This is a genomic window from Streptomyces sp. NPDC007189, assembly GCF_040703635.1.
Classification (GTDB): Bacteria; Actinomycetota; Actinomycetes; order Streptomycetales; family Streptomycetaceae; genus Streptomyces.
This window is the reverse complement of sequence record NZ_JBEYEY010000035.1, coordinates 1-16,113: the sequence shown is the minus strand read 5'-3', so window position 1 is coordinate 16,113 and position 16,113 is coordinate 1. Positions and strand designations below refer to the sequence as shown.

Below are 16,113 nucleotides of genomic sequence, written 5' to 3'. Positions count from 1 at the left end.
GGCCCGGCTCACTCCCAAGGAGGAACGGGTGGCCCAGCACACCCTGAGAAGCGGATGCATCGCGGTCGCCGCGGCGTGCGCCCTCGCCACGGGGGCCCTGCCCTTGACCACCGCGACGGCCACGGCCACGGCCGGCACCCCCACCGAGACCGTCATACCAGCCACACTGCTGAACAACCCTCCCAGGGACGTCGTCGTCTTCGCGGGCACCAGCGGTTTCCTGCACCAGAGCGAGACCCAGTCCACGTTCGTCTGGACGAAGTACGCAGGCGGAGCGGACATCCCGGTGCCCGGCGTCCACAGCAGCACTCAGCCCGGAATCGCGGGCGCGGGCTCTGACATCGTGGCCATCCCGTCCGCCGACGGATACCAGCTGCACGACATGGACTCCGGAACGACGACCAGCATCAACCCCGGTGCCGGACAGAGTTACCTGGGAACGTTCGGCTCGCGCGTGCTGACCGTCACCAAGGCCGCAGACGGGACCGTAACGGGCTTTGACGTGCTCGGTACGACGGACGGGCAGCAGACCGACACACCACTCACCGGCTGGCCCACCGGGGCCGCACCGCAGCCCCAGGTCCTCGCGGGAGACGCCGACTCGGTCGTGATCCGCTACACCGACAACAACAACGGCACCCCGCAGAGCCGAATGGCACTGGCAGACCTTGCGACCGGTGCGGTGACCCCCATCAACTCGGCACCGCTCGACTCCGGCACTCACGTCGTACTGTCCGGCAAGTACATCGCCTGGTATTCGATGACGGCACGTCCCGCGAGCGGCACAGCCGGCACCGTCTCCTTCATGGCCCGCTCCGCACCCGGCGGCACGCTGAGCACCGTGCAGGTCCCGCCAGCCCCGCTGGGCAGCGGAAACGGCAGTGTCCTGCGCTCCCTGGGCATCACGGGCGACTCCCTGCTGATCACCTATGCCGTGTCGCACAACGGGCCGCTCACCGACAACGACACGCTCGGCTACCCGCTCTACACGATGCCGCTGTCCGGCTCCACTACCGTGACCCCGGTCCTTGACCACGCCAGGATGGACATCCTCCGCCAGGAGCCGAACGGGGTCGTCGTCGTGGGCGGCTCGTCCGAGCGGGATTGGGCGGCGCGCCTGTTCACCGCCGGACCGGACGGCACACCGGTGGGGACGGCCGTCGACTCCGACCCCGGCGTGCCCGCTCCCCTCGACGGGCTGGCCCTCGCCAGCAGGCAGCTGTTCATGGTCCGGCGCCTGGCGGCCGGTGGGGACGCCGTCTACGACCGGACCGTCCAGCCAGGCTCCCCGCCCTCCTACGGTCCCGAGCAGAACTTCGGCTCGCCCTTCGCCCCCACCCACTGCGACACCACGACCACCTGCAACCCGCCCATCGCCACCGGCGACGGCAACATCTCGCAGCTGTGGGCCGATGCCAACAGCCAGGGAGATGCCGTCACCGTGCAGACGCCCAACGGCACCGCGGCTCTGATCAGCCCCAGCGTCACCGGAGGAACCCTCGTCGATGCCGAGGGCCCCTACGTGGTCTACGACGGCGGCTCCGCGAAGAGGCAGTACATCGGCGACGCCGACGCGGGCAGCACCAGCCACGTGCTCTTCAGCCGCCCGATATCCGCCGCCGCGCTGTCCGGCTCCACGATGTGGGTCCCCGGTCCCGTCGCCGGAACACTGAGCCAGATCGACCTCACCACCCAGCGCACCGTCCAGACCGTGGCGACCGGCGCGCCGTGCACGCCCAGCGAGTTGCAGGCGGCCGCCCAGCACTGGGTGTACTGGTCCTGCGGACCGTCGGGCCCGGCCGGCGTGCACGACCTGGCCACCGGCAGGGACGTACCCGTGCCCGCCCATCCCGCCCAGCTCGGCGACGGATTCGTCGTCGAGCACGACACGGCGGCGGGCAAGCTGACGCTGACCGACGTGCACACCGACACCGCCACCACCACCGACCTGGCCGACCTTCCCGCCGGACCGGTCGCCGACGACCGCCGCGTGACCTGGGCCGTCGACAAATACCAGGGCGGCATCACCTACCTGGACAGCGGCAAGAACATCCACCTGATCGACCCGCACATTCCCGCATCGACCCCGGCACCCTCCGCCGGCGCCTTCATCTACCCCGGACAACGACTGGAGTCCGGGCACAAGCTCAGCAGCTCCACCATGACGCTGACCATGCAGACCGACGGCAACCTCGTCGCCCGCCTGAACACCGGCAGCGGCAGCGGCCAGGTGGTCTGGTCGACCGGCACGAGCGGCAACCCGGGTGCATACGCAGTCATGCAGACAGACGGCAACCTGGTTGTCTACAAGAACGGCGGCGGCCCCGGACTGGGCGGCGCACTCTGGTCGAGCAAGACGTACGGCAACCCGGGCGCGTACGCCACCGTCCAGACGGACGGCAACATCGTCGTCTACGGCAATGCCAGCACCTCAGCGCTGTGGGCGAGCGGCACCAACGCCCGCCGACAGACCATCGCCTCCAACACCACCCTCAAGCCCGGCTGGTGGACCCAGGGCACCTACACCCGCCTGGTCATGCAGACGGACGGCAACCTGGTGATGTACCGCCGACGTGACGGCGCCGCCATCTGGTCCAGCCGTACCTCCGGCCACCCGGGTGCGTACGCCGAGATGCAGACCTACGGCAACCTCGTCGTCTACAAACCCGCCGGAGGCCCAGGCAAGGGCGGCGCCCTGTGGGCCACCAGCACCAGCGGCCACTCCGGCGCCTACGCGTACATGCAGAACGACGGCAACCTCGTCGTCTACAAACCCACCGGAGGCCCCGGCAAGGGCGGCGCCCTGTGGGCCACCGGCACCACCACAACCGCACGATGACCAAGCCCTGACCACTGCCACGCGCCACACGGGGCCGCGCACGCCGCGACCCCGTGACGGCAGGACCGGGTCGCAAGTTCTTGATGTCCTCCAAAATCATCGCCGCCGAGGCTGATTTCAAAATGTCAAATTAATGCAGCAGTGACATTTAGGGATTCCGATGAGTTTAGTTGTTTCGGCCCTCCTTGCGGGTATCATCATGAGCTTTGGAATGACCCTCCTGTTTAATGTTCGGGGTTTTCGTGATCTGCTTGCCCAGGAGGTCGGCTGAACCTCGATTCGGATCCGCGCGAAGCACCTTGATCACCATTGGCGTCTTTTGCGTGGCAATGCCTCCCTATTTTTATATCATCTAGGCATATCTTGTACTAGTGTCGTCAACGCCCCACCGGGGGCGCCCTATCGGATTTACGCATTTAGCTCTGGACCCGTATTTGGCCCTACTCTCATGCCGCCCGTGCATACGCTCCTCTACCAGCGGTAGAGAAGCGGGGTAGAGTGGAGGGTATGGCAGCAGACGAGACGAGCATCAAGGTGAGCACGGCCGCGCGGGACCGGCTCGCCCAGCTGGCCGCCGAGCACGGCACCACCATCCGTAGCCTGGTGGAGGACCTCGCGCACAGTACGCCGACCCAGGCCGAGTACGCCGAGCGGGCCGAGCTGGCCCGCGCCGAGCTCGCCTCCGCCCTCGGCACCGCGCCGAGTCCTGAGGCCGAGGCCAAGGCCCGGGCCCTGCTGGAGCGCCTGGGCGCCGCCTCGCACGGTCCGCGGGCGGCCGCGTAGTGGCGGCGATCGCGGTCGTCCTGGACCACACGACCGCCGGTGCGCTGTACGGCCCGAAAGACCCCTTCAACGAGGCGGTCGCCGCGTTCTACGTCCAGGCCTCCGGCGGACTCGGCGATCTGTATGCGCCGGTGCTGTCGCTGACGGCCGGCGACGCCGAACGGCCGGGCCTGCTCGGCTACATCAAGGGGCTGCGGTTCATCCGGATCGAGGCGTTCGACACCGATGCCGCGGTCACCGCCACCGAGCTGCTGCGCTTCGGGCACTCCTGGGCCGCCGTCCACGCCATCCACGCCGCCCGCCCGTCGGCCGCCCATCCCAGCGGACGGTTCCTGCTCACTCTGACGCCGAAGGCGTACGCGGGCACCGGCGTCCAAGCCGTCCACCCCGACGAGTAACCGGCCACGGGCGGCGGCGTTCGCAGCGGGCAGGCAGCTCTTGCGACGCAGCAATGGGAGAAGGGGCCCGGCGTCAGTGATGCCGGGCCCTTCTCTGTTCGTAGCGGGGACAGGATTTGAACCTGCGACCTCTGGGTTATGAGCCCAGCGAGCTACCGAGCTGCTCCACCCCGCGTCGATCTCACCAGCGTACGGGATGCCGGGTGGCCGGGCAGGCGATTTTCGCTTGCGCGCGGCGAAGGGTTGCACCTGGTCCCGTCCGGCGCCGGGGCGCGGGCCCGGTGTCACCGGCTGGAAAGCCAGTGGACAGGGTGCGCGGTCCGCGGGCGTGGGCGGTTCATGTCCGGGCGGCGTCGATGTCGCCGGCGTTGACCAGCGCCGTCCTCAGCTCCCGCGTGCCGGCGGCGCGTTCGGTCTCGGGCAGGGCCGCCGCGGCGTCCAGCAGCAGCCGGGCCTGCCGCCGTACGGCCGCGTCCGGCCATGGCCCGGCGGGGTGGGCGACCAGCTGCGCGGCGAGCAGCAGCGCATCCTCGTTGCCGGGGTGGCCGGCGGCGCGTTCGGCGACCCAGGTCGGCGTCGGCCAGGGGCGTGCGGCCGGGGACGCGCGCGGCTCCGCCGACGCGCGAGAGGGGACCGCCGGCGCACCGATCCCGGAGGTGCTCCCGCTCGCCCGCCCGCCCCTCCCACCTTCTTCCCCAGGCAGGAACGGCGCAGGGTGCGCTGAGGGGATGTCAGAGCCCCGACCACGCTGCTACGGACGTGGTGACCTGCGCGAACGCGCGGCGCTCCGAAAGGCCCGCGCAACAGTAGTCGCAACCTCTAACGCAACTCCTAGCGCAACCCCTTGACGCAACAGATGCCGCAACAGATCCCGTGCCTGCGGGCGGACAAGGCACAGCTCTTGGCCGCGGCCATGGATCAGCGATAACACGACCACGGCCAGAGGCCGCGCCGGTGCGGCGCAGGGCGCGGGCGCCGTGCAGCTGCACGGCGACACCGGGCCTGCTGCCGTGACCACGGCACCGCTCAGGCAGACCCACAGGCCCACAGGCTCACAGGCTCACAAGGGAGTCCCGTCCCCGACCATGGGCCCGACCACGCCTGGTCAGAGCATGGTCGGGCCCATGGTCGGGGGCGCCCTGGTTCTCAGGTGTACGGCATCGGTGGTGTGGAGTTACGCGGGCGACCCGTCGGTGTTGCAGGCCTTCGGCCTGGCCGTGGCCGCCGCGTGCGTCTGCGGGGTCGGGCCGGCTGCCTTGAGGGCGGCGAGGACGGCGGCTGTGGCGGCCGCCGCGTTCGCGCGCCCGGGTCGGGTCACCCCCTTGGTCCGTGGTCTGCGTGGAAGGCATAGGCGGTGACGTGGACGCTGCCGGAGCCAATGCTGAGCACTCCCGTGCCCAGCCTTGATCTGCGGCCAGGGTGGGCAGGGGAGCCGAAGTTATGGACAGGGTTTGTCCGTTGTCCGTTGTCCAGTGCCGGCTGCGAGGTCTCTGTCATGGATCCCCAACCGGACTTGGCCAATCGGACGGTGAGTTCGCGTCGTATGTGTGGACGTCGTTTGCCTCGTCAGTGTCGGATCAGACCCGTGCGTTTGACGGTCGCCAGCAGCGGGGTGGTGTCGATGGCGGTGACCCCGTCGAGGGGGCCGAGGGTGTCGGTGAGGAAGGTGTACAGGGCGTCGAGGTTTGCGGCGGCGACGGCGACGAGCAGGTTGGCGGGACCTGTGGTGGCGGCGCAGAACCGGACGTGTGGGTGGGTACTCAGGGCGTGCCCGGCCTCCTGCAGTGCGCCTGGCCGTACGGAGATCCACAGCAGTGCTTCGGCGTGTGCGCCGAGCATTGCGAGGTCGAGTTCGGTGGCCAGGCGCAGCACCTGGGCTCCTGTGAGTGCTTCGAGGCGCCGGCGGGCGGTGAGCGCGGTAGTGCCGGCGCGGCGGGCCAGGTCTGTGTAGGTGGCCCGGCCGTCCTCAGTCAGTCCGGCGATCAGCGCGGTGTCGATGTCGAGTTGCGTGTACGAGGGTGCTGGCGTGGTCGGTCGAACGGACTCAGGGACGAGTTCGGCCAGTTCCGCGGGGGTAAGGAGGCCGGCGGTCCAGCGGAATGCGGTGGGGAAGACGCGCAGCACGGTGTGGGCGGTCCAGGTGCCGACGGCGTCGGTGGCGGGCAGGTCGCGCAGCAGGAGGTTGTTGCGGGCCTCAGTGCCTTCGAGGAAGAAGATCGTGGAGATCTCGTCGCCGCCGCCGAGGATGTCGACCCAGACGGTGTCGGGGCGGCGGGCGAGTGCCTGGGCGACTTGACGGATCTTGTTGGGGCGGCAGCGGATGCGCAGAGCAGTGGGGATCAGGTGCGAGAAGCGCGCCGGGTTGCGCACGACGGTCGCGCGCAAGGTGCCGTCGGCGTAGAGCAAGGCGACACGGCGGACGACGGTGCGCTCGGACAGTCCCAGGCAGCGGGCCACCTTGCGCCACGAGGCGCGCGGTGAGGCGACCAGGGCGGCCGCGATCCGCCGGTCTGTTTCATCGAGCACTTGTCGCATGATCCGCATCATAGGCCGCGCTTCTGGCGCACTTTCGGCGCAAAAGCCTTCTGCTTGGCGTTGAATCCCCGCATCCCTCCTACAACAGTCTCGTCACCGAACGACAGGTTCGATCCGTTACCTGAGGGATGAGGGAGAAGACGATGACTGATCATGGAGCTGACCTGCTGATCCGGGCCGGCGCGGTGCACACCTTGGCGCCCGGCCAGGCGCCGCAGCGGGCGCTGGCCGTGCGCGGCGACCGCATTGCGGCCGTGTCCGCCGACCCGCACGGCCTGGATCACCTGGTCAGCGCGGGCACGCAGGTCCATGACCTGCCCGACGCCACCGTGCTGCCCGCCTTCGACGACACCCACACCCACCTGATCTTCGCGGCGCTCGGTGCCCACGACGTCCCTGTCCACCAGGCCCGGAACATCCCCGAGTTCCTCGACCTGATCCGGCAGCGGGCCGCCGTGACCCCCGAGGGTGAGTGGATCCGCACCACCACCAACTGGCAGGAACTCAACCTGGCCGAGCGCCGCATGCCCACCGCCGCCGAACTCGACACGGCCACCGACCGGCACCCGGTCCTGGTCAAGCGTGGCGGCCACAACGATGTCGTCAACACCTACGCGCTGCGCCTGGCGGGGCTCACCGAGGACACGCCCGTCCCGCCGGGCGGCACCATCGGCCTCGGCGCCGACGGCAAGCTCGACGGCCGGCTGATCGACAACGCCCTGCACCTGGTGGAGCACCTGGTCCCGGCCCCGGACCGGGCCGAGCGCATCGACGGGCTGCGCCTGGCCAGCCGCGACTACGCCGCCACCGGCATCGGGACCGTCCGGGACTGTGCGGTCACCCCCGAGGACTACGCGGTGCTCCTGGCTGCCCGGGAAGCAGGGGCGCTCAGCACCCGGGTGCGGGCGCTGATCTCGGCGCTCGGCCTGACCAGCGCGGCTCAGGTGGAGGATGTGCTCGACGTCATGGAGGAGTGGCGTGACACCTCCGACCCGTGGCTGTCGGTGTGGGGGGTGAAGTTCGGCCTCGACGGCGGTCTGGAGGCCGCGGCCACCGAGGAGCCGTACGCCTGCGACCACGCCTTCTCCGGGATGCTCATCTGGGAACCGGACGCGCTGGTCGAGGCGGTCGAGGCCGTGGTCCGGCGCGGCTGGCGGGTCGGTACCCACGCCTACGGGGACCGCGCGGTGCGTACCCTCCTGGACGTCTACGAGCGCGTCCTTGAGCGCAACCCCGGTCTGCCCGCCGGCACCCTGGTGATGGAACACGGCGGCCTGGCCGGTCCCGAACAGCAGGCCCGCGCCGTCGCGCTGGGCATCCCTGTGACCATCCAGCAGCCGCTGCTGCACGACACTGCCGAGGTGGAGGAGGGCTTCTGGGGCCCGGAACGTGTGGCCCGACTGTTTCCCGCCCGCGGCTGGATCGACCTGGGCGCCGAAGTCAGCGCCGGATCCGACTTCCCCGTCGGCCAGTTCGGCGCCATGCGCTCCATCTGGGGCATGACCACCCGGCAGACCGTCATCGGCGTCAAGGGCCCCGAGCACGCCATCACTTACGACGAAGCCCTCGTCCTGCACACCACGGGCGCCGCTCGTCTCACCGGTGAGGAACACCTGCGCGGCACTCTCACCCCCGGCCGTCTCGCCGACCTCACCGTCTGGGACCAGGACCCTGCTCGCTGTACCGGCGACGCGCTGCGCGACCTCAACCCCACGCACACCTTCGTCGGCGGCCGCCTGGCCACCCCCACCGGCACACGGTGAACATGTGTTTCCTTCAAAGCAGGGCCAGTCAATCCACTTTGTGGCGACTGGCCCTGTCGCCGTCCACCCCGCGCCCGCTGGGATGGACCTGCTTCCGCCGACGGGCGGGATACGCAGTTCCCGCCGCGACCGCTACCGAGAGGTGTCGATGACCATGCCGCGCAGCCGTTCCTTCGTACAGGTCGACGTGTTCTCCACGAGCCCCTACTCCGGCAACCCCGTCGCGGTCGTCCTGGACGGGACGGACCTGACCGATGAGGAGATGCAGCGGCTGGCACGCTGGACGAATCTGTCCGAGACCACATTCTTGCTGCCGCCCACCGTCCCGGAGGCGGACTACCGGCTGCGGATCTTCACCCCGGGAGGCGAGCTGCCGTTCGCCGGGCACCCCACCCTCGGCTCCGCGCGCGCCTGGCTGGACGGCGGCGGCACGCCGCAGCACGCCGACCACCTCGTGCAGGAGTGCGCCGCGGGCCTGGTCACCGTGCGCCGCAGCGAGGACACGCTGTCCTTCGCCGCCCCGCCGCGAGTGCGGGACGGGGTGCTCGACGACGACTGTCTGAAGCGGATCGTGGCCGCGTTCGGCATCACGCGGGAGCGGGTCGTGGCTCATCAGTGGGTCGACAACGGTCCCGGCTGGGCCGTCGTCCAGTTGGCCACGGCCGAGGAGGTCCTCGCCCTGGAACCCGATCTGGCCCTGATCCCGGACGCGATGGTCGGCGCGATCGGCGCCCACCCCGAAGGTTCCCAGTACGCCTTTGAGTTGCGTACGTTCGCCCCGGGCGCTGGTGTGCCCGAGGACCCGGCGTGCGGCAGCATGAACGCCGGTGTCGGGCAGTGGCTCACCTCCACCGGCGCCGCGCCCACCACCTACCGAGTCTCCCAGGGCACGAGGCTGGGACGGGCCGCGAGCATCGAGGTCACCGCCGATCCGGACGGCACCGTCTGGGTCAGCGGCGCCGCCGTCATCTGCATCCGCGGCACCATCACGGTCTGACCGCCCGTCAAGGGGTGTCGGGGGAGAGCGTCTTCATGGTGACGTAGCTGGTCACCGTGGCCACGCCGGGCAAGGCGGCCAGCTGGTTGGCGTGGAAGTCTTCGTAGGCGGGCAGGTCGGCGACCTCGACTTGGAGCAGGTAGTCGAAGTTGCCGGTGATGTGGTGGCAGGCGACCACTTCGGGCAGCTGGGTGATCCCGCGCTCGAAGGCGATCACGTCCGCGCGGGTGTGCCGCATCAGCCGCACCCCGGCGAACACCCGCAGGCTGCGCCCGATGGCGGCGGGATCGATCAGGGCCCGGTAGCCGCGGATGATCCCGGCTTCCTCCAGCTGGCGCACGCGCCGCAGGCAGGGTGACGGCGACAGCCCGACCCGGGCCGCGAGCTCGTTGTTGCTGATCCGGCCGTTCTTCTCGAGTTCGGCCAGGATCGACCGGTCCACCTCGTCCATGGTGGCAGATTATTGCGCGCAGGCATTGAGTACCACATTCATACGCCCCTGATGAGCGCAATTTGCTGCCAAAATTGCCGCACTCTGTCCCGATCTGAGCGTTGATCGGCCAGGCTTCATGGCGTCATACCGATGTCCACGGAAGGCCAGCCATGCCGGGCAACAGCACCATCACCGTCCACGCCGACCGCGAGATCCACCCCAGCCGTGCCGTGGCACCGCCCATCTACCAGACGGCGACGTTTTCGGCCGAGGACGGCGAGACGTTCGCACGCGGCGCTGTCGAACCGCGGGGCAAGGACTTCTACACCCGCTTCGGCAACCCCAACCACGCCCAGGTCGCGGCCGTCGTCGCGGAGCTGGAGGGCACCGAGGCGGCGATGGTCACCGCGTCCGGGATGGCCGCGCTCACCACGGCCGTGCTGACCCTGGTGTCCGCCGGTGACCACGTCATCGGGCAGAAGTCCACCTACGGCGGCACGGGCTCGGTGCTGCTGAACCTGTTGCCGCGCCTGGGTGTGTCGACCACCGTGGTGGACCAGACCGACCCGGAGGCGTTCGCGAAGGCGCTCACCCCCAAGACCCGTCTGATCCTGGTGGAGACGCCGAGCAATCCGCTGCTGCAGATCACCGACCTGCGCGCTGTCGCGGAGCTGGCCCGCGCCCACGGTGTGCTGACCATGGCGGACAACACCTTTGCCACCCCGCTCAACCAGCGGCCGGCTGACTACGGCATCGACCTGGTCTGGCACAGCGCGACCAAGTACCTCAACGGCCACTCCGACGTCTCCGCCGGAGTGATCGCCGGGTCCGCCGAGCTGCTGAACCGGATCTGGGACGTCGGCCTGCTCACCGGCGCCACCCTCGGCCCCATCGACGCCTGGCTGCTGCTGCGCGGCATCCGCACCCTGCCGCTGCGGGTGCCCCGGCACAACGCCAACGGCCTGGCCCTCGCCGAGGCGCTCAGCGAACACCCGGCCGTGGCGAAAGTGCACTATCCGGGCCTTGAGTCGCACCCGCAGCACAAGCTGGCCGCCGAGCAGATGAGCGGCTTCGGCGGGGTGCTCGGCATCGAGTTCACTGGCGGCTTCGAGACGGCCGACGCCTTCCTGGGCAAGCTCCGTTACTCCCTCAGGTCGGCCAGCCTCGGCGGCGTCGAGTCTCTGGCCGTGCACCCGGCGTCCATGTGGCGGGGGATGCTCAGCGAGGACCAGATAGCCGAGTCGGTGCCGCTGGGCCTGGTCCGGCTGGCCGCGGGCACGGAGGACACCGCCGACCTGGTCGCCGACGCGCTCGCCGCCGCCGACGCCGTACACGACACGGCCACGAGCGACTGAACCATCGCGAGAGCGCCGGTCGCTGCGGCAACGCCCCCACCCGTGAGCACGCACGTGACCGGCGCCGGTCTCATCCCAACCGGCCCCTGAGAGTCCAGCAGCTCAACGAAGAGGTGCATCTCCATGCCCCACCCGCACAACCCGTCGCTCGCCAGACCCACACCTTCTCTCGACACCACCGGTGACCCGCTCCGCGACGGCAGCCCGCTCGCCCGTGGGCTCAAGCAACGGCACCTGTCGATGATCGCCCTCGGCGGTGTCATCGGGGCCGGCCTGTTCGTCGGCTCCGGCACCGGCATCGCGGCGGCCGGGCCGTCGATCGTCGTCGCCTACGCCCTGTCCGGCGTGCTCGTCATGCTGGTGATGCGCATGCTCGGCGAGATGTCGGCGGCCAACCCGGCCTCTGGGTCGTTCTCGGTGCACGCCGAGCGGGCGATCGGGCCGTGGGCGGGCTTCACCGCCGGCTGGATGTTCTGGACGCTGCTGTGCGTGGGCGTCGCCGCCGAGGCGATCGGCGCCGCGAACATCATGACCGGCTGGTTCCCCCAGACCTCGTCCTGGATGTGGGTCCTTCTGTTCATGGCCGTCTTCTGCGGCACGAACCTCGCGGCGGTCGGCAACTTCGGTGAGTTCGAGTTCTGGTTCGCGGCCCTGAAGGTAGCCGCGATCTCCCTCTTCCTGCTGCTGGGCGGCCTCGCGATCTTCGACGTGCTGCCGGGCACGGCTGCCCCGGGGACGGCGAACCTCACCGGGGACGGCGGCTTCCTGCCGCATGGCACCAACGGCCTGGTCATCGGCCTGCTCACCTCGGTCTTCGCCTACGGCGGCCTGGAGACGGTCACCATCGCCGCCGCCGAGTCCGAACACCCGGTGCGCAGTGTCGCCACCGCCGTACGCACCGCGATGTGGCGGATCGCCGTCTTCTACGTCGGCTCGATGCTGGTCATCGTCACGCTGATCCCGTGGAGCGACCCGGCCGTCACCACCCACGGCCCGTACGTGGCGGTCCTGGACCACCTCGACATCCCCGCCGCCGGACAGCTCATGAACGTGATCGTGCTGATCGCCCTCCTGTCCGCGATGAACGCCAACATCTACGGCTCCTCCCGTATGGCGTACTCCCTGACCGCCCGCGGACAGGGCCCCAGAGCTCTCGGCAAAGTCTCCGGCGGAGTACCGAGGCGAGCGGTGATCGCTTCCTCCGGCTTCGGCTTCGCCGCGGTCCTGCTCAGCTACTGGTGGCCCGACACCGTCTTCACCTGGCTGCTCAACACGGTCGGCGCGGCCGTGCTCGTGGTGTGGGGCTTCATCGCCGCCGCCCAGCTGCGGATGCGCCGGCACCTGGAGCGCGAGGCCCCCGAGAAGCTGGTCGTGAAGATGTGGGCCTTCCCGGCACTGACCTGGGTGGCACTGGCCGGAGTGCTGGCGATCCTGGCCCTCATGGCACGCCAGGGTGACACCCGCGTGCAGCTGTACTTCACCGGCGGCCTGGCACTGGCCCTCTCCCTCGTCGGCTACATGCGGCAGAAGACCCTGACCGCCCGCGGCTGACCGGCGCGGCCGGGAGCGGAGCCGCGGCAGCCGCCACACCATGATCTTCAACCGTCCCACAACACCTCTGAAGGAGTGCAACCGATGAAAACCCTGCTCACTGGCGGCACCGTGGTCAGCATGGACCCGGCGGTCGGCGACCTCGACCGCGGCGACGTGCTCATCGAAGACGGCGTGATCGTCGCCGTGGCCGAGCGCATCGCCGCGCCAGACGCCGAGGTCATCGACGCCACCGACCGGATCGTCATGCCCGGCTTCGTCGACAACCACCGCCACAGCTGGCAGACCGCGTTCCGGGGCGTCGGCGCGGACTGGACGTTTCCCGAGTGGGCGCTGGCCATGCACGGCACGGTCAAACCCCACTACCAGCCCGAGGACGTCTACGTCGGCACTCTCCTCGGCCGCCTGGAGGCGCTGCACTCCGGTGTGACCACGATGCTGGACTGGTACCACGTCGCGCAGACCCCCGAGCACGAGGACGCCGCCGTCGCCGCACTCCGCGACGTACCGGGGCGGTCGATCTTCTGCCTCGGCGCCGGATGGGCCACTCCCGACCCCGTCGACACCGCCATCCGTCGCGTCCGCGCCGAGCTCGCTGACGGCGGCCTGGTCACCATGGCGTGGGGGCTGCGCGGTCCCGAAGACACGAGTATGGACACCCTTGCCGGGGAGCTGAAACTGGCCGCCGAACTCGGGCTGCGCACCAGCCTGCACACCGTCTCCGACGGAGCGCAGCGCCCCGTCGCCGACCTGCACGAGCACGGTCTGCTGCGGGACACCACCACGTACGTGCACGCCAACGGGATCAGCGACGAAGAACTGCGCATGCTTGCCGACGCGGGCAGTTCTATCTCGATCAGCCCCGACGTCGAGCTGAAGATGGGCTTCGGTAACCCGATGACCGGCCGGGCACTGGCCGCCGGTCTGCGTCCGACGCTGTCCGTCGACGACGTCCCCTCGGTCGGCGGCGACATGTTCTCCACCCTGCGTACCGCCTTCGCCGTCCAGCGCGGCCTGGACGGCGGCCTCAACTCCCGGGACCTGCTGGAGTTCACCACCATCGACGCCGCCGCCTCCTGCGGGCTGGAGGCCCGAACCGGCAGCATCACGCCCGGCAAGGACGCCGACATCATCCTGCTGCGCGCCGATGACATCACCGTCTTCCCGGTCACCGACCCGGCTGCCACCATCGTCAGCCACGGCCACCCCGGCCTCGTCGACACCGTCCTCGTCGCCGGCCGCGTGGTGAAGCGCGACGGAGCCCTGGTCGGCGTAGACCTGCCCACGCTCAAGACGCGCCTGACCGCCTCCCGTGACCGGGTCGCAGCCGCCGCAGGAGTCCCGCTCGACCGAACCTGGCGTCCGCAGCCCGCAGCGAAGTAGCCACACCGAGCACACCCTGCCGGCGCATCCGCCCACGTACATGAAGGGAAAACGGCTGATGAAACTCGTGACGTTCACCGATTCGGGCCGGGCGGCGCTCGGCCGTGTCGACGACGAAGGGCAGGTGCGCGACCTGCGCAGTGTCCTCGGCGACCGCACCCTGCTCGACGTCATCGACGGCTGGGATCAGCTCGGCCCTGTGATCGAGAGCGCGAGCGGTCTTCCGAGCGTCGCCTCACCCCGGCTGCTCGCACCGATCCCGCAGCCGCGCCGTAACCTGTTCGCGGTCGGCAAGAACTACCGCGACCATGTCCAGGAGTTCGGCCGTTCCGGCTACGACCAGCCGGAACGGCCTGGCGCCCTGCCGACCGTACCGGTCGTCTTCTCCAAGTTCCCCACCACGGTGACCGGACCGTACGACGAGATCGATTCCCACCTCACCCTCACGTCCGACCTCGACTACGAGGCCGAACTGGCCGTCATCATCGGCCGCGGCGGGCGCGGAATCCACCGCAACCAGGCGATGGACCACGTGTGGGGCTACACGATCATCAACGACGTCACCGCGCGAGACCTGCAACGGGACCACCAGCAGTGGCTGCTCGGCAAGTCCCTCGACACCTTCGCCCCGATGGGCCCCTGGGCAGTCACCGCCGACGAAATCGGACCCCCGGAGCGCCTCATGGTCTCCTCCACCGTCAACGGCGAACCCCGTCAGAAGGCGCCCGTCACCGATCTCATCTTCGACATCCCGCACCTCATCAGCACCATCTCCGCAGGCATCACCCTGCAAAGCGGCGACATCATCGCCACCGGCACTCCGGCCGGCGTCGGCCTCGGCTTCAGCCCGCCCCGCTTCCTCAAGCCGGGTGACGTCGTCGAGTGCGCCATCACCGGACTCGGCGCGCTGCGCAACACCGTCAGCCCGCCGAAGGAAACAGCCCAATAGCCGCTCACGCGGCAGCTTCCAGGTCATCGCCGACGCAGCAGGACCTGCTGTCGGTACGGCGATCACTGGGAACCGAACTCTTCCAGGACATGCCCCCCCCACTGAGTGACACGGAGATCTCATGCGCCTCACCTCACGTGGACCTCACCACGCCACCTTCGACTTCGGTGACCTGCGGGTGATCTCACTGCGAGACGGCTACGTCGACATGCCGCCGACAAGGCTGCGCGACACGAGCGGACGCGCCCTTGAGGAGCTGCCGGACACGGTCCCGTTGCCCGAGGGCAATTTGCGCCTGTCGGTCAACGCCTTCTTCATCACCGACGGGACCACATCACTGCTCATCGACACCGGCGCGTCCAACGCCTGGCATCCCACCATGGGATCACTCCTCGTCGCCCTGGACGAAGCCGGCATCGACCGCGGTGACATCATCGATGTCGCGATCACCCACAACCACGAAGACCACGTCAACGGCCTCATCGCACCAGACGGCTCAGAAGCGTTCCCCGAACTTCGACGCATGTGGATCGGCGCGGGCGACATGTCGGTGTTCACCGGCCGGCTCGCACCGATCCGCGACCGAGTCGTCCCTATCACCGACACTGTCGAGGTCAACGACTGGGTCACGGCTGTCCCGACCCCCGGTCACACACCCGGCCACACCGTCTACCGAGTCACGAGCAGCACCGGCCTACTTCTCGTCTGGGGCGACACGGTTCACGTGCCCTCACTGCAATTCGCCCAGCCGAACGTGTCCTGGGAACTCGACGGCAACCAGTCGCAGGCACGCAGGGCGCGAACCACTCTTCTTGACCAACTCACATCCCCGCACCACTTCGTCGCCGGCGCCCACCTCGACTCCCCCGGCGTGGGGCGCGTGACCCGCAACGGAGCCGGCTACGCGCTCGAATACCTCGCGCCACCTATCTCCTGACGTCATGCATGCCGTGACACGCAGGCCAGTTGAGCTCCCCTCCTGAACGCGAGGGACTGTAAATCGTTCGGCCCTGTCGCACATTCGGTGGTGACGGGAGTGTCAACTTAACGGCTGATCTTGGTTGTTGAGGTGGTCAGCGGTTGCTTGGGTTCAGTCGGCCGTCGAAGGCGATCTGGAAGGCGTTCAG

At 69.5% G+C, this 16,113-nt stretch carries 13 protein-coding genes and 1 tRNA gene; 10 read left to right on the top strand and 4 right to left on the bottom strand.

Features of this window, described 5'->3' with window-relative positions; genetic code table 11:
• Positions 1-28: 28 nt before the first annotated feature.
• The 3 genes from AB0950_RS38430 to AB0950_RS38420 all read left to right on the top strand — a co-directional run bounded on the left by AB0950_RS38430 (position 29) and on the right by AB0950_RS38420 (position 4,020).
• Positions 29-2,839, top strand: a complete 2,811-nt coding sequence (locus tag AB0950_RS38430) for a hypothetical protein (RefSeq protein ID WP_366780576.1) — start codon at positions 29-31, stop codon at positions 2,837-2,839.
• Between the two features lie 507 nt (positions 2,840-3,346).
• On the top strand, positions 3,347-3,622 hold the full coding sequence (locus AB0950_RS38425; RefSeq protein ID WP_360162358.1) for a hypothetical protein: 276 nt from the start codon (positions 3,347-3,349) through the stop codon (positions 3,620-3,622).
• A complete protein-coding gene (locus tag AB0950_RS38420) occupies positions 3,622-4,020 on the top strand; it encodes a hypothetical protein (RefSeq protein WP_366780575.1) in 399 nt (132 codons plus the stop codon). Before AB0950_RS38425 ends, AB0950_RS38420 begins: the two co-directional genes overlap by 1 nt.
• Positions 4,021-4,121: 101 nt before the next feature.
• On the opposite strand, the gene AB0950_RS38415 is transcribed toward AB0950_RS38420, so the two are convergent.
• From AB0950_RS38415 to AB0950_RS38405, 3 genes are all read right to left on the bottom strand, one after another.
• Positions 4,122-4,195, bottom strand: a tRNA-Met gene (locus AB0950_RS38415).
• Positions 4,196-5,194: 999 nt separating this feature from the next.
• On the bottom strand, positions 5,195-5,338 hold the full coding sequence (locus AB0950_RS38410) for a hypothetical protein (RefSeq protein ID WP_360162354.1): 144 nt from the start codon (positions 5,336-5,338) through the stop codon (positions 5,195-5,197).
• 248 nt (positions 5,339-5,586) lie between these two features.
• The gene (locus AB0950_RS38405; protein WP_366780574.1) at positions 5,587-6,555 is read right to left on the bottom strand and encodes an Lrp/AsnC family transcriptional regulator; all 969 of its coding nucleotides are present in this window, start codon (positions 6,553-6,555) and stop codon (positions 5,587-5,589) included.
• 143 nt (positions 6,556-6,698) lie between these two features.
• Here AB0950_RS38405 and AB0950_RS38400 point away from each other — a divergent pair, with 143 nt between their 5' ends.
• Positions 6,699-8,318 carry an amidohydrolase gene (locus AB0950_RS38400; protein ID WP_360162350.1) on the top strand — a complete coding sequence of 540 codons (1,620 nt, stop codon included), beginning with the start codon at positions 6,699-6,701 and terminating at the stop codon, positions 8,316-8,318.
• 154 nt (positions 8,319-8,472) lie between these two features.
• Positions 8,473-9,315 (top strand): PhzF family phenazine biosynthesis protein, encoded by an 843-nt coding sequence (locus AB0950_RS38395; RefSeq protein ID WP_366780573.1) that lies wholly within the window; start codon positions 8,473-8,475, stop codon positions 9,313-9,315.
• 7 nt (positions 9,316-9,322) lie between these two features.
• On the opposite strand, the gene AB0950_RS38390 is transcribed toward AB0950_RS38395, so the two are convergent.
• On the bottom strand, positions 9,323-9,766 hold the full coding sequence (locus tag AB0950_RS38390; RefSeq protein ID WP_301648664.1) for an Lrp/AsnC family transcriptional regulator: 444 nt from the start codon (positions 9,764-9,766) through the stop codon (positions 9,323-9,325).
• Between the two features lie 152 nt (positions 9,767-9,918).
• On the opposite strand from AB0950_RS38390, the gene AB0950_RS38385 reads away from it, so the two are divergent.
• The 5 genes from AB0950_RS38385 (at position 9,919) to AB0950_RS38365 (ending at position 15,923) form a co-directional block, all read left to right on the top strand.
• Complete coding sequence (locus AB0950_RS38385; RefSeq protein ID WP_366780572.1) at positions 9,919-11,103, top strand: aminotransferase class I/II-fold pyridoxal phosphate-dependent enzyme; 1,185 nt, start codon at positions 9,919-9,921, stop codon at positions 11,101-11,103.
• 240 nt (positions 11,104-11,343) lie between these two features.
• Positions 11,344-12,654: an amino acid permease gene (locus tag AB0950_RS38380; protein ID WP_366780585.1), complete on the top strand. Its 1,311-nt coding sequence runs from the start codon at positions 11,344-11,346 to the stop codon at positions 12,652-12,654.
• An 84-nt stretch (positions 12,655-12,738) separates the two neighbouring features.
• Positions 12,739-14,037: an amidohydrolase family protein gene (locus AB0950_RS38375; RefSeq protein ID WP_366780571.1), complete on the top strand. Its 1,299-nt coding sequence runs from the start codon at positions 12,739-12,741 to the stop codon at positions 14,035-14,037.
• Positions 14,038-14,095: 58 nt separating this feature from the next.
• The gene (locus AB0950_RS38370; RefSeq protein WP_366780570.1) at positions 14,096-14,986 is read left to right on the top strand and encodes a fumarylacetoacetate hydrolase family protein; all 891 of its coding nucleotides are present in this window, start codon (positions 14,096-14,098) and stop codon (positions 14,984-14,986) included.
• 121 nt (positions 14,987-15,107) lie between these two features.
• The gene (locus AB0950_RS38365; protein ID WP_366780569.1) at positions 15,108-15,923 is read left to right on the top strand and encodes an MBL fold metallo-hydrolase; all 816 of its coding nucleotides are present in this window, start codon (positions 15,108-15,110) and stop codon (positions 15,921-15,923) included.
• The last annotated feature ends 190 nt before the right edge of the window (positions 15,924-16,113 follow it).